Here is a 14,061-nt window from a genome sequence, read left to right as displayed (position 1 = left end):
CAACTTTTATTGGTATTTCTGCTTTTTTTATAGTCTATTTTTGATATTTCTTGAATACTAATACTGCATTATGTCCACCAAAGCCTAGACTGTTACTCATAGCGTACTCTATATCTAACTTAGCCGCTTCATTAGGCGTATAGTCTAAATCGATTTCTGGATCTGGTGTATTTGCATTAATTGTCGGAGCAACAATACTATTTTCAATTGATAAAGCCGTTAAGATTGATTCAACTGCACCAGTTGCACCAAGTAAATGACCCATCATTGATTTAGTTGAACTTACTTTTAAGTTCTTAGCTGCATCACCGAAAGTTGATTTAATAGCTAATACTTCATATAAATCACCAATTGGCGTACTTGTTCCGTGTGCATTTAAATATTGGATATCTTCTGGTTTAATACCAGCATCTTTAATGGCTTCTTGCATTGCACGAGCACCGCCTTCTCCATTTGGAGATGGTGCTGTTATATGGAATGCATCCCCAGTTGATCCATAACCTACAACCTCAGCATAAATATGTGCACCACGTGCTTCAGCTGATTCTAATGATTCTAATACGACTACACCAGCACCTTCACCCATGATGAAGCCATCTCTTCCTTCTTGGAAAGGACGACACGCTGTATTTTTATCAGGATTTGTAGATAATGCTTTATTCGCACTGAAACCTGCCATAGCCATTTCTGTTATAGGTGCCTCTGTACCACCAGCTAACATAACATCAGCATCACCACGTTGGATGATTTTAAATGCATCACCAATAGAGTTTGTACCTGTTGCACAAGCTGTAACTGTACAACCGTTTGGTCCTTTAGCACCTAAATCTATAGATACTTGACCAGTTGCCATATCTGGAATCATCATTGGTACGAAGAAAGGACTTACACGTTTTGGACCACGTTTTAAAAGCATATTGTGTGAGTATTCGAATGTTTCCATACCACCAATACCTGAACCAATCCAAACACCTACACGATGACTATTTTCAACTGTAATTTCATATTTAGAATCTTTTAGCGCTTCACGCGCAGCAACAATTGCATATTGCGTAAATCTATCCATTTTACGAGCATCTTTTTTCGGAATATGATCATCAATATTGAAATCTTTCAATTCACCCGCTAATTTAGCTGGAAATTCAGAAACATCAATCCTTGTTACTTCGTCTATGCCGTTTTTACCGTTAATTGCATTTTCCCAAGTAGTAGGCACGTCATTTCCTAAAGGATTTAATGTACCTAAACCAGTCATTACAACACGTTTTTTCTCTGTCATTATCCAATTTCCTCCTATTTACCCCAGCGTAACGTTATGGCACCCCAAGTCAGGCCGCCACCAAATCCAACTAGGACTATTGTATCGTTATCTTTTATTTTACCTTGTTCTAATTCATATGCAATACTTAAGGGTATTGAAGCTGCAGATGTATTCCCGTATCTATCTACAGTTACACTCATCTTCTCTTTAGCAATACCTAATCTTTCACGAGCAGATTCCATAATTCTGATATTAGCTTGATGTGGCACAAACATATCGATGTCATCTGATTGTAGACCTGCTTTTTCTACTGCTTTAGTTGAAGCTTCACCCATAATTCTAACTGCAAACTTAAAGACTTCTCGTCCATTCATTTGGATTGTATTAGCATCCATATCTTGATATAGGTATGGTCCACCATTACCATCTGAACCAAGCTCGACACTTAGTATACCTTTACCTTCTGATACTTCGCCAATGATTGCTGCGCCAGCACCATCACCAAATAATATAGCTGTACTTCTGTCATTCATATCTGTAATTTTCGTTAGTTTATCAGCACCAACTACTAATACATTTTTATAAAGACCAGATTGTACAAATTGTTGTGCAGTTACTATACCATAAATAAAACCAGTACATGCAGCAAGTTGATCCATAGAAGGTACTTTATTTAAACCTAATCTCTTCTGTAACGTTGTTGCTACAGTTGGAAATGGTTTATCCCCTGTTGAAGTTGCTACGATGATCATTTCGATTTCTTCTTTATCTATACCTGAATCTTCAATCGCTCTAACCGCAGCTTCATATGCCAAATCACTAGTATCTTCAGTATCATCAGCAAAACGTCTTTCTTTTATTCCTGTCATTTTTGTAATCCATTCATCTGAAGTATCTAAATAACTTTCAAAATATCCATTTTTTACCACTTGTTTAGGCGCATATGCACCAAAACCTTTTATACCAATATCCATTATATTGACACCTTCTTATAATCTGTTGTTATTATCAGGTACTAATTTAACATACTTGTACCATTATACACAAGCACAGACTCACTTTTAAAAATATTTAAATCGTTTTCATCATATAAGGTATACAATTTATAAAAAGTTAATTATAATAAATGATATGACATTAACAGTTACGGAGGATAAAAAATGCAATACATCTTAACTTTTATATGGGCATTCTTATTATCACAAATGATAAACTTTGTTTTACATAGTTTAGGCGGTTCAGATGAAGCGCTAAATTTTGTTAGTCCAACTATTTATGCAATCATTTTTACAGTTGTTATTATTCTTTTAGATGCTTTAGTTGGTAAATCTACTTCGGACAAACAAAGTACACAACATTCATAAAAAATTTCCCGTCAATTATATGACGGGATTTTTTGTTTGTCATCAACTATATAATTTTTAGCTGATATTCAACGTGTGAACGTGGGCGTTGTGAACACTTCTTACCAAACTCGTTCATAACGGGGGCGTTGTGAACACTTCTTACCAAACTTCTTCACAACGAGGGAGTTATTTACAAAACTTGGCTGAACTGTTACTAAGGGCGGCTATATTTACAAAACTCGGTCGAAGTGTTACTATGGGCGGCTATAATTACAGAACTCGGTCGAAGTGTTACTAAGAGCGGCTATATTTACAAAACTCGGTCGAAGTGTTACTACAGACCGCTATATTTACAAAACTCGGCCGAAGTGTTACTAAGAGCGGCTATATTTACAAAACTCGGTCGAAGTGTTACTAAGGATACCCATAGTTACAAAACTCAGCCGAAGTGTTACTACAGACCGCTATATTTACAAAACTCGGCCGAAGTGTTACTAAGAGCGGCTATATTTACAAAAATCGGTCGAAGTGTTACTAAGGATATCCATAGTTACAAAACTCAGCCGAAGTGTTACTAAGACACTCGTTATTTGCACTTCTAACCAAACTTGCTAATAACGTCCTCAGTATTTGCACTTCTATCCAAACTTGCTAATAACGTCCTCAGTATTTGCACTTCTAACCAAACTTGCTAATAACACACTCATTATTTGCACTTCTCTCCTAACTTGCTAATTACTTCTTAACTATCTTATACACATCACCAAAAAAATCCCGCCAATTACATGACGGGATTCATTATTATGCATTTACTTCAAATTTAACTTCACCATCTACTAAGTGTACGTTTACTATTGTACCTTCTTTTAATTCTTGACCGATCATTAATCTTGCTAAAGGAGTTTCAATTTGTCTTTGTACAAATCGTTTCAATGGTCTTGCACCGAATTGTGGTTCATATGCTTCTTCAGCTATCCACTCTTTCACATCTTGATCTACACTCACTTTGATGTGTTGGTCTACTAATCGAATGTTTAAGTTTGTAATTATATGATCTACGATATGACTCATATCTTTAATAGAAAGTGGTTTGAATAATACAATATCGTCCATTCTGTTTAATATTTCTGGTTTAAAGTAAGCATGTAAGCTGTCGTTCACTTGTTTTTTAGCTGATTCTTCAATTTCACCATTTTCAGTAACACCATCTAATAAATATTGTGATCCAATGTTACTCGTCATAATGATAATTGTATTTTTAAAATCAACACTGCGACCTTTTGCATCTGTCAATCTGCCTTCATCTAATAATTGAAGTAGTACATTAAACACATCATTGTGTGCTTTTTCAATTTCATCTAATAAAATAACTGAATATGGTTGTCTTCTAACCGCTTCTGTTAATTGGCCACCTTCTTCATAACCTACATAACCTGGAGGAGCACCAATCAAACGTGCTACAGAGTGTTTTTCCATATATTCACTCATATCTATTCTGATCATATGTTTTTCAGAATCGAATAATGTTGCTGCTAATGTCTTAGCTAATTCAGTTTTACCGACACCAGTAGGACCTAAGAATAAGAAACTACCAATTGGTCTATTCGGATCTTTAATACCTGCTCTTGCTCTTACAACAGCATCTGACACTAAATCTACTGCTTCATCTTGACCGACAACTCTTTCATGTAGAATGTCTGAAAGTTTAAGTAATTTTTCTCTTTCAGTTTCAACAAGTCTTGATACTGGAATACCTGTCCATTGACTGACGATATAACCAATTTCTTCATCTGTTACAACTTCTCTAATAAGTCGGTCATGGTCTGAACCTGTTTCTTCAGCAAATGCTTCTTCTAATTCTTTTAATTCTGCTTCTATTTGTGGAATTTTTCCGTGTTTAAGTTCTGCTGCTTTAGCTAAATCATATTGATTTTCTGCATTTTCGAGCGCTTGTTTACTTTCATCTAATTCTGCTCTTTTATCTTGTAATGATTTGATTTGTTCTTTCTCTTGTTCAACTTTACTTTGTAATTGTTGTTGTTTTTCTTTTTCATCGGCTAATTCTTTTTGTAATTCTTCTAGACGAATTTGACTGCTTTGATCAGATTCTGATTTAAGTGCATTTTCTTCAATTTCTAACTGCATGACACGTCTATTTACAGCATCTAATTCAGTTGGATTAGAACCCATTTCTGTACGTATTGTTGCACAAGCTTGGTCTACTAAATCTATCGCTTTGTCTGGTAAGAATCTATCTGTAATATATCTATCTGATAATTCCGTTGCTGCTACTAACGCTCTATCTTGAATACGAACACCATGGTGTACTTCATATCTTTCTTTCAAACCTCTTAAAATTGATATAGTATCTTCTAAGTCAGGTTCTTTAACGCTTACTTTTTGGAAACGTCTTTCTAATGCTGAGTCTTTTTCAATGTATTGACGATATTCATTTAAAGTTGTTGCACCGATACAATGTAACTCACCTCTTGCTAACATTGGTTTAAGCATGTTACCTGCATCCATTGCACCTTCTGTTTTACCTGCGCCAACTAACATGTGAATTTCATCAATGAATAATAAAATTCTTCCTTCAGATTCTTTAACTTCTTTTAAGACTGCTTTTAATCTTTCTTCAAATTCACCACGGAATTTGGCACCAGCTACTAGTGCTGATAAATCTAATTCAAAAATTGTTTTATCTAATAGTGATTCAGGAACATCTCTTTTAACAATTCGTTGAGCAAGTCCTTCTACAATGGCTGTTTTACCAACACCAGGCTCACCTATTAATACTGGGTTATTTTTAGTTTTTCTACTTAATATACGAATCGTATTACGAATTTCCTCATCTCTACCGATTACAGGATCCATTTTCCCTTTTCGAACTTCTTCGACTAAATCTCTACCATATTTAGATAGTGCTTCGTATTGTACTTCAGGATTTTGTGATGTCACACGATTCCCTCCTCTTATTTTATTAATAATTTCATTAACGACTTCTTTTTTATTGCCTACCATATCGATTGTTGTTTGGTCAACTTCGATGGCTGCTTTTAAAATATGCTCCATAGACATATAGTCGTCTTGCATTTCTTCTTTAATTTTATCTGCTTTATTAAATAATTCATTAAGCTTTGGCGAAATATATTGTCCATATTGGACGTTATCACCTTTAACTACAGAATATTGTTTTAGCTTTTGTTCATATTTATCTTTTAAAATTTCTGTATCAATATTTGCTCTTTCAAGCGTTCTTTTATAAATACTTTCATCTTCATTTAATGCTGCTAGTAATACAGCTTCTATTTCAATATTTTGTAGTTGATATGATTGTGATAATTGTTGTGCTTGTTCAATTGCACTTTGTACGGAATATGTCATCTGATTAATATCCAAATGTATCACCTCTTTAAATTTTCAACGGTCAATAGTTTGACTATCTTTGACCTTAATTTGATTATATACCTTTTGACCTTCTTTGACAAATATAAAGCACCAAAATTACAAACCTTTTTTATGACATTTTATGGTAAACTATAAGTGAAATCATAAGGGGAAGTGATCTTTTGCAAACTACATATACAGAAGCAACTTCAATTATTGAGTATATAATTCAACATGGTCAACGACACCATTTTGATGCCCACCATTATATATACCATACTGGAGACTTATGTAATCATATTTATGTAATTGTAGAGGGAAAAGTCATTACACATCGCGTAATGGAAGACGGGAAAGAATTTAATACTAAACTATTAGGCAGGCATAGTATTTTCGGGTCGACAACATTATTTTGTGGAAGAAAGACACATAGCCTTTCAGCAAGAGTAAAAGAAGCAGCTGTCGTATTTAGTATTCCTAAAGTACAATTCGAAGAAGCCATTTTAAACGATGAAGTGCTTAAATATGAATGGTTACTATGGGTACAGAATGAAAACGAAAAAAATGAATATCAAATTAGAGATGTCTATACACTTGGGAAAACGGGTGCGTTCTATTCGATATTGATTAAATTAGCAAATACCTATGGCATACAAGGTGGTAATAGCATTTTGATCAATGTAGATTTAACAAATCATGAATTAGCCAATTTTTGTAATGTAACAAGAGAAAGTGTTAACCGTATGTTGAGTAATTTAAAGAAAGAGAAAATCGTCTCCATCAATCATAAAAAAATCACCATACACGACTTAGATTATTTAAAGAGAGCCATCAATTGCGAAAATTGTCCTTTATCTATATGTAGGATAGAATAAGTATTAAGATTTTAAAACCTTTATTCAATAAGGAGGATATCAATGAAAAACTTAATCTGGATTATTCTAGGTTTATGTTGTTTAGCCTATTCTATAGATTTATTTTATAATGCCATTTTTAATAACAAGCCTTTGAATCCTGTTACTACTATCATATTGATATTCGTTATATTTTATATCATTTATGCTTTGATTTCAGATAAGTATAAGAAAACAAAGTCTACTAATAATTAATTTCATTCAAGTAACTATAAACAACAAAAGCAGTAGAGATGCATGTTCTAAACATGATGCTCTACTGCTTTTTGATTACTTTTAGCTTACACCTAATGCAATTTTAGCGTAACGTGACATTTTGTCTTTGCCCCATGGTGGATTCCAGACAATGTTAACTTCTGTTTCTTTAATTTCAGGTAATTCTGCTAATGCAGTTTTAACCTGATCTATAATTTGTGGCCCCATTGGACAACCCATAGAAGTTAAAGTCATTTCTACTGTGCATAATCCTTCGTCGTCTAAGTCAACGTTATATACAAGACCTAAGTTAACTATGTCAATTCCTAGTTCAGGGTCAATTACATTTTCAAGTGCACCGATAATACTATCTTTCATTGCTTCTTCCATATTTTCACCTCATTCTAAAAGTTACTATATATAATATATCAAATTTAAAGCATGGGTTAAAGAAAATGATATGATATTATTGTATGTATCATAAAGAAAAAATGGTAAGGAGTTATCGATATGGAAAAACATTTAATTTGTTTAGATTTAGATGGCACATTGTTAAACGATGAAAAGCGCATCTCACCTTTTACTAAAAGAGTATTACAGTATTTAAAAAAATCCGGTCATGAAATTATGATTTCAACTGGTAGACCATATCGAGCAAGTGTGGATTATTACAATGCAATGAATATGAATACCCCTATCATTAATTTTAATGGTGCTTATATTCATCATCCAACAGATAATAGGTTCCCAACGAAACATGAGCAATTTGATACTCGTATCGCATACAAAATTTATAAAGATATTAGTCAACTTGATATTAAAAATATTATTGCTGAAGTTAAAGACCAAGTGTATATCAACAACTATGATCAATCACTATTTGAAGGATTTAGCATGGGTAATTCTGAAATAAAATATGGAGAACTTGATCAATTACTTCCTGAATCTCCTACGAGTCTATTAATTCAAGCAGAAGAAAGTGAGATTCCACGTATTAAAAGACATTTAAATAAGCACTATGCTGAATTTATAGAACATCGTCGTTGGGGTGCTCCATTTCCTGTTATTGAAATTGTTAAAAAGGGTATTAACAAAGGTAAAGCGGTAAAATATGTCGCTGAATATTTAGATATAGATTTTGATAATATTATTGCTTTTGGTGATGAAGATAATGATTTTGAAATGATTCAATTTGCCAATTATGGTATCGCAATGGGAAATGCTATTCCAGAACTTAAAGAAATTGCAACAGAAGTTACAGACACTAATAATAATGATGGTATCGGAAAATACTTAAACAAACATTTTGACTTAAATATGTAAGGGGGTTTTTACATGAAAATGATAGTAGATAGTGGTTCAGATATAACGTTATCTCAAATTGAAGAAAAAGGATTTTACTTCTTACCTTTCGGAATTGTCATTGATGATCAAAATAAAGTTGATCAATATGAAATCTCAAACGAAGAAGTATTAGCAGCAATCAAAAACAATAAACATCCAAAAACGAATCAAGCTACTATGGAACAAATGACAAAAGTATTTACTGAAGTTGCTGAAAAGAAAGAAAAAGCCATTTACTTAGCTTTTAGTAGTGCTTTAAGCGGGACATATCAAACGGCTTGTTTAGTTAAAGAACAAGTGAAAGAAACATACCCAGACCTTGATTTAACAATATACGACACACTAAGTGCATCAATGGGATGCGGTAAATTAATTCTCGATGTACAAGATAAAATTGAACAGTCATACACTTTTGAAGAGCTTGATGCTTATATTAAAGAACGCATTGATAAAATTAGACACCTATTTACAGTTAAAGATTTAAACTATTTAGCAAGTGGTGGCAGACTTTCTAAAGGACAAGCATTTTTAGGTAACTTATTAAATATCAAGCCACTTCTTCATGTTGAAGAAGGCAAACTTGTTCCGATTGAGAAATATCGTGGTTCTAAAAAATTATGGCATGCCATTATAGATAAAATGCAAAACGAAAATAGTGATTACTCTGATGATATTATTTATATGACACATGCTGATGATATTGAAGAAGCTGAAAAAATTAAAGCACTGATACAATCATCACTTTCACCTCAAGATGTTGTCATTTCAAATATTGGCCCAGTTATATGTTCACATACTGGTAGTGGCACAGTCGCTATATTCTATTATAAGGAGTGATGGTAAGTGGCTAAAATTATCGTAATCGGTGCAGTTGCTGGAGGCGCAACAGTTGCATCGCAAATTCGACGACTTGATCCGGATAGTGACATTACAGTTTATGAAAAAGATAGAGATATGAGCTTTGCAAACTGTGGCCTTCCCTATTATTTAGGAGAAGTTGTAGAAGATAGAAATATGATGTTATCAGCGACACCTGAACAATTTAAAGACAAAAAACATATTACAGTCAAAACGTATCACGAAGCCATTGAATTAAATGATACTAAAAAAACAATCGCGATTAAAAATCATGAAACTGGCGAAATTTTTGAAGATGCATATGACAAACTTATTTTAAGTCCGGGTTGTCGTGCAAGACATTTAGGTTTTCAATCTGACCGTGTATTTACATTAAGAAACTTAGTAGATACTGACAAAATAGAAGACTTTATTCAAAAAGAAAATGTCCAATCAGCATTAATTGTCGGTGCTGGTTATGTGAGTCTAGAAATTTTGGAGAATTTATATAATAGAAATATCCAGACAACTTTGATTCATCGTAGCGACCACATTAATAAGAGTATGGATAAAGATTTAAATAAAGTCATATTTGATGAGTTAGAAAAAAGACATATTCCATATAGATTAAATGAAGAAATTGCAGATATTTCAGGACGAGAAGTAACTTTTAAATCTGGGAAAACAGAATCATATGATTTAGTCATAACTGGAGTCGGAATTGAACCGAATAGTGATTGGTTAAAATCATCTTCACTTAAATTAAATGAAAAAGGCTATATCTCAGTAAATGAATATTTCGAAACGAATTTAGAAGATGTATATGCATTAGGTGATGTAATCGAAACATTCTATAGACATACAAAGAAACCAACTAGTGTTACTTTAGCTTGGGGTGCCCATAGAGCAGCAGCATTAATCGCCGAAAACATTACATCAAAATCATCAAGTTCTAAAGCCACTTTCAAAGGTTTACTTGGTACAAATATTGTAAAAATGTTTGATTATGCATTAGGCAGTGTTGGCGTTTCAGAAAGTGAACTCTCAAATTATGATTATGAGGTAGTTGAACAAACTCAAAAACAACATGCTGGCTATTATCCAAGTGCCGAACCACTTACATTACGTGTTTATTTTGATAAAGCAACACGCAAAATATTACGTGCATGTGCAGTCGGTAAAGATGGTGCTGACAAACGAATCGATATCATATCTACAGCAATAATAGGAAACCTAACAGTAGACGAACTACGTGATATCGAGATCGCTTATGCACCACCATTCTCTAGTCCAAAAGATATTGTAAATATGATTGGTTATAAAGCACAATCAAAATAAAAGCATGTAAATATTAGTAGAGCGACCTGAAAATGATGTTTTCAGGTCGCTAATTTATTTTATCGGCCTGGTAATCCTGTTTTCGGGTCGCTAATTTATTTTATCGGCCTGGTAATCCCGTTTTCGGGTCGATAAATTTTATTATCGGCCTGGTAATCCCGTTTTCGGGTCGATAATTATTTTTATCGGCCTGGTAATCCCGTTTTCGGGTCGATAATTATTTTTATCGGTCCATATTTCTGATTTCTGGACCGGTAATTTATTTTATCGGTACAGAAACACACCCCTTACTACTTCTAACAATGAAAAAAGCTGGGACACGGATGTCCCAGCTTTACAAATTATTGATTATTCTTATGTCTTTTACTTCTTCTTGATACTAAGAAGATAAATAATCCAAATAATAGGATTACAAGTACTGCTGCTACTAAATAACTATTATTCAGTCCTCTTTCATTAATTATTGCATATAGTTCACTTTCTTCTCTATCCGTAATTAAGTCATATCGATTATCTTTACCTTTAATATTATCTCCTAATATAAGACCCGATAACATTTTATTTTTTTCAATAAGCTTATCATCTAATGTAACTTTTTTAGACTTACTGCTATCGTTAATATTCAAGATATAATCAATTGTATTTGTGTCATAATAAAACAAGTTTGTGCCTTTGTCATGCGGCAATACTTTCACTTTACCTTCATACAATTCTTGATATTGTTTAAAGGTATCAGCAATTTTTTCTAAATATTTGATAACTTCTTTATCCGTTCTAAAGTTCTGTAGCTGATTGATTGTTTCGATTTTCGAACCGTTTACAGCTATTTCTGTACCATAGTTCATCATAACTGGACCTTTATATCCCCACATATATGTCATTAATTGTTTAATACGTGTTCCAGGGAATTTGTTCTCATCTGCAGCATGTTTTGTGAAACGTTCTGTAAACCAAGTATCTGCAATGAGTACTTCACCTTTCTGATTATAAGTAGGAATTTCAGTATTTTCAGTTTTAAATGCATTTTGAATAGCGGTACGAGTTGCATTTGTCGATAAATGTTTAAAGTTCTTTACGTTTATACCGTCTTTATTTATGATGCCGTATGTATCCAATCCTTCTGGTAGGAACGCTTCAGCATCTATACCATCTTGAACGATATTCATCGAAACACCATCGATATGATATTTATCAACAAAATTTTTAACTTTCGCTTTGTAAATACTTTGATTCTCACTATTCTTTAAATCTATGAACTGATCATTCTTGAAATATGATTTTTGAATTTGATTTAAATCACCATCTGTAAATTGCTTAAATTCATCTGTATATGTAACTGGCATATCAACGATGATTTTCATATCTTTATTATGTACTTTATCAACTAATGATTTAAATGCTTTTTCTCCACCTAGAACTTTGTCGATATCATCATAGTTTTTCACTTTATATCCTAAAAAATCTTTCTGATCATGTGAAAAGACTGGTGAAATATGTATCGTATTAAATCCCATATCATGAATATAGTCTAGCTTTGATTCAATCCCTTGGAAATCCCCTCCAAGTGGTAAATCATTCGATTGATTATTATTTTTAATCATCTTATTGTTGTCGTTATTTCCATTCATAAAACGATCAACCACTAAACTATAAATTCTAGGGTATTTAACATCCTCGTATTCTTTCTCTTTCGCAAAAACATAGCTACTAAAAAGTGGTGCGATTAATATAATCGATATGATTATCTTTGTCCATTTATTCATTTATTCAACCCTCTTTATTACCCAATTAATTCTATTATACTAAAACGTTTACTTAACTGATAGAACTACATGAAATTGTCATAAATAAATTCAATAAAAAAATCCACTCATGTCTTGTATATACAAAATCATGAATGGATTGTAAAGTGGCTATTAACCAAAGTGTAATACGCCCATTGGTAAATAACTACCTAATAAAATCGTTAATACCATTACAACAATTGTTGCAATGAATAATCCTTGGCTGTTTTTATTCTTTTTCTTCTTAGCAATTGTCACTTCAATTAAACCAAGAACTGCAAGTCCAAGAATAAATTTAATACCATAAAGCATACCGTTAATTCCCATAGCTTGCATGAAAATAACAAAACCAGAAATTAAAGTAAATACCATGAATAATCTTAAGACCATATGCACTGGTTTATTTGTAACTTTCATGTATACAACGAAGAATAAGATAATCGTAACTAACCAGCTAAAAATATGGAAATGTATCATATTTAGTTCCCCCCAAATATTCATATTTCTTTTCCAATAGCATTATAACATAGGAACTATTAGAATAAGCTCATTTTTTTAAAAGCAAATATTAAAGTTACCGCATAATTCACAATTTATTCAAATGTTCGTCCTACTAAAAAGAATACCCCCTATTCCAAGTTTCTAACACTCGGTTTAGAAGGTACTCTTATATATCACTTTAATTATTTTTCACTAATGAATGTTGTTAAAGTTCCGATACCATCGATTGTAACTTTAATTTCATCACCTGGTTGTAAAAATTGTGGTGGGTTCATACCAGCACCAACTCCAGCTGGTGTACCTGTAGCAATGATATCACCAGGATGCAATGCTACATATTTAGAAATTTCAGCAATTAATTCGTCGATTTTTAAGATCATTTCATTTGTATTACCATCTTGACGAATTTCATTGTTTACTTTAGTGACAATATTAACGTCTTCAGGTAATGGTAACTCGTCTTTAGTTACGATATATGGACCCATTGGGCATCCACCTGTTAATGATTTAGAAAGGAATGCTTGATCATGTTCCTTTTGAGCATTTCTATCTGTAATGTCATTGATGATTGTATAACCATATACATAATCTAAAGCTAATCCACGTGGGATTTTTTCTCCATGTTTACCGATTACAACGCCTAATTCACCTTCATAATCTAACTTGTCTGTTACATCTTTATGATTCGGAATTTCTGCGTTATCACCAGTTAAAGATGATGCTGCTTTAGTGAATACATATAATCTATTAACTTTATTATTTAATTCTTCAGCGTGTTTTTTGTAATTACGTCCGAAAGCAATTACATTATTTGTAGGTGTTACAGGTGGTAAAAACTCGATATCCTCAAAGCTATATTTATAATCGTCTTTCTCAGCAGATTCTTCTACTTTAACGACTGCTTTACGAACTGCTTCTTGGAAATCAACATTTATATTTAATTGTAAACCTTCTAATAATGTCTTAGGATTAAAACCTTCTTCTCCAAAGTCTGCAAATACTTTGCGTAAATCCCAAACCGCTTCTTCGCGTTTTACTTTCACACCGTATGAAGTGATATCTTTATGTTTAAAAGTTAAAAATTTCATTCACTCTGTCAACTCCTTCTTATTCTTAATTTCGATTATACCGAATTTTTAGATAAATCGCATGCT

Annotated in this window: 12 protein-coding genes; 5 read left to right on the top strand and 7 right to left on the bottom strand. The window is 32.7% G+C overall.

What is annotated here, in order from left to right:
• Positions 1–34 precede the first annotated feature (34 nt).
• Both fabF and CD035_RS02940 read right to left on the bottom strand, forming a co-directional pair.
• Positions 35–1,279 carry a beta-ketoacyl-ACP synthase II gene (fabF, locus tag CD035_RS02945; RefSeq protein ID WP_048541990.1) on the bottom strand — a complete coding sequence of 415 codons (1,245 nt, stop codon included), beginning with the start codon at positions 1,277–1,279 and terminating at the stop codon, positions 35–37.
• Positions 1,280–1,293: 14 nt separating this feature from the next.
• On the bottom strand, positions 1,294–2,235 hold the full coding sequence (locus tag CD035_RS02940; protein ID WP_048541989.1) for a beta-ketoacyl-ACP synthase III: 942 nt from the start codon (positions 2,233–2,235) through the stop codon (positions 1,294–1,296).
• A 186-nt stretch (positions 2,236–2,421) separates the two neighbouring features.
• Here CD035_RS02940 and CD035_RS02935 point away from each other — a divergent pair, with 186 nt between their 5' ends.
• A complete protein-coding gene (locus CD035_RS02935) occupies positions 2,422–2,625 on the top strand; it encodes a YjzD family protein (RefSeq protein WP_048541988.1) in 204 nt (67 codons plus the stop codon).
• 783 nt (positions 2,626–3,408) lie between these two features.
• Here CD035_RS02935 and clpB read toward each other — a convergent pair.
• Entirely contained in the window at positions 3,409–6,006 is a 2,598-nt protein-coding gene (gene clpB, locus CD035_RS02930; RefSeq protein ID WP_048541987.1) for an ATP-dependent chaperone ClpB, read from the bottom strand.
• A 170-nt stretch (positions 6,007–6,176) separates the two neighbouring features.
• Between clpB and CD035_RS02925 the strand changes: the two genes are divergently transcribed.
• Positions 6,177–6,869, top strand: a complete 693-nt coding sequence (locus tag CD035_RS02925) for a Crp/Fnr family transcriptional regulator (protein ID WP_048541982.1) — start codon at positions 6,177–6,179, stop codon at positions 6,867–6,869.
• A gap of 315 nt (positions 6,870–7,184) precedes the next feature.
• Here CD035_RS02925 and CD035_RS02915 read toward each other — a convergent pair whose 3' ends face one another.
• Positions 7,185–7,493 (bottom strand): metal-sulfur cluster assembly factor, encoded by a 309-nt coding sequence (locus CD035_RS02915; RefSeq protein ID WP_037588867.1) that lies wholly within the window; start codon positions 7,491–7,493, stop codon positions 7,185–7,187.
• Positions 7,494–7,613: 120 nt separating this feature from the next.
• On the opposite strand from CD035_RS02915, the gene CD035_RS02910 reads away from it, so the two are divergent.
• From CD035_RS02910 to CD035_RS02900, 3 genes are read left to right on the top strand one after another with little or no spacing between them, the layout of a single operon-like run.
• Positions 7,614–8,426, top strand: a complete 813-nt coding sequence (locus CD035_RS02910; RefSeq protein WP_048541978.1) for a Cof-type HAD-IIB family hydrolase — start codon at positions 7,614–7,616, stop codon at positions 8,424–8,426.
• A gap of 12 nt (positions 8,427–8,438) precedes the next feature.
• Positions 8,439–9,284: a DegV family protein gene (locus tag CD035_RS02905; protein WP_048541976.1), complete on the top strand. Its 846-nt coding sequence runs from the start codon at positions 8,439–8,441 to the stop codon at positions 9,282–9,284.
• Positions 9,285–9,290: 6 nt separating this feature from the next.
• Positions 9,291–10,622 carry a CoA-disulfide reductase gene (locus tag CD035_RS02900; protein WP_048541974.1) on the top strand — a complete coding sequence of 444 codons (1,332 nt, stop codon included), beginning with the start codon at positions 9,291–9,293 and terminating at the stop codon, positions 10,620–10,622.
• Between the two features lie 341 nt (positions 10,623–10,963).
• Here the strand turns inward: CD035_RS02900 and CD035_RS02895 are convergent, their stop codons facing one another.
• The 3 genes from CD035_RS02895 to CD035_RS02885 all read right to left on the bottom strand — a co-directional run bounded on the left by CD035_RS02895 (position 10,964) and on the right by CD035_RS02885 (position 13,995).
• Positions 10,964–12,385: an alpha-amylase family protein gene (locus CD035_RS02895; protein WP_048540113.1), complete on the bottom strand. Its 1,422-nt coding sequence runs from the start codon at positions 12,383–12,385 to the stop codon at positions 10,964–10,966.
• Between the two features lie 153 nt (positions 12,386–12,538).
• The gene (locus CD035_RS02890) at positions 12,539–12,883 is read right to left on the bottom strand and encodes a YisL family protein (RefSeq protein WP_037588863.1); all 345 of its coding nucleotides are present in this window, start codon (positions 12,881–12,883) and stop codon (positions 12,539–12,541) included.
• A gap of 206 nt (positions 12,884–13,089) precedes the next feature.
• Positions 13,090–13,995 carry a fumarylacetoacetate hydrolase family protein gene (locus tag CD035_RS02885; RefSeq protein WP_037588862.1) on the bottom strand — a complete coding sequence of 302 codons (906 nt, stop codon included), beginning with the start codon at positions 13,993–13,995 and terminating at the stop codon, positions 13,090–13,092.
• Between the last annotated feature and the right edge of the window lie 66 nt (positions 13,996–14,061).

The organism is Mammaliicoccus sciuri, assembly GCF_002901825.1.
GTDB lineage: Bacteria > Bacillota > Bacilli > Staphylococcales > Staphylococcaceae > Mammaliicoccus > Mammaliicoccus sciuri.
This window is presented reverse-complemented; position numbering and strand designations above follow the sequence as displayed.

Coding starts and splice junctions, on each gene's coding strand:
- fabF (WP_048541990.1), bottom strand. CDS start 1,279: ATGACAGAGAAAAAACGTGTTGTAATGACTGGTTTAGGTACATTAAAT.
- CD035_RS02940 (WP_048541989.1), bottom strand. CDS start 2,235: ATGGATATTGGTATAAAAGGTTTTGGTGCATATGCGCCTAAACAAGTG.
- CD035_RS02935 (WP_048541988.1), top strand. CDS start 2,422: ATGCAATACATCTTAACTTTTATATGGGCATTCTTATTATCACAAATG.
- CD035_RS02915 (WP_037588867.1), bottom strand. CDS start 7,493: ATGGAAGAAGCAATGAAAGATAGTATTATCGGTGCACTTGAAAATGTA.
- CD035_RS02910 (WP_048541978.1), top strand. CDS start 7,614: ATGGAAAAACATTTAATTTGTTTAGATTTAGATGGCACATTGTTAAAC.
- CD035_RS02905 (WP_048541976.1), top strand. CDS start 8,439: ATGAAAATGATAGTAGATAGTGGTTCAGATATAACGTTATCTCAAATT.
- CD035_RS02895 (WP_048540113.1), bottom strand. CDS start 12,385: ATGAATAAATGGACAAAGATAATCATATCGATTATATTAATCGCACCA.
- CD035_RS02890 (WP_037588863.1), bottom strand. CDS start 12,883: ATGATACATTTCCATATTTTTAGCTGGTTAGTTACGATTATCTTATTC.
- CD035_RS02885 (WP_037588862.1), bottom strand. CDS start 13,995: ATGAAATTTTTAACTTTTAAACATAAAGATATCACTTCATACGGTGTG.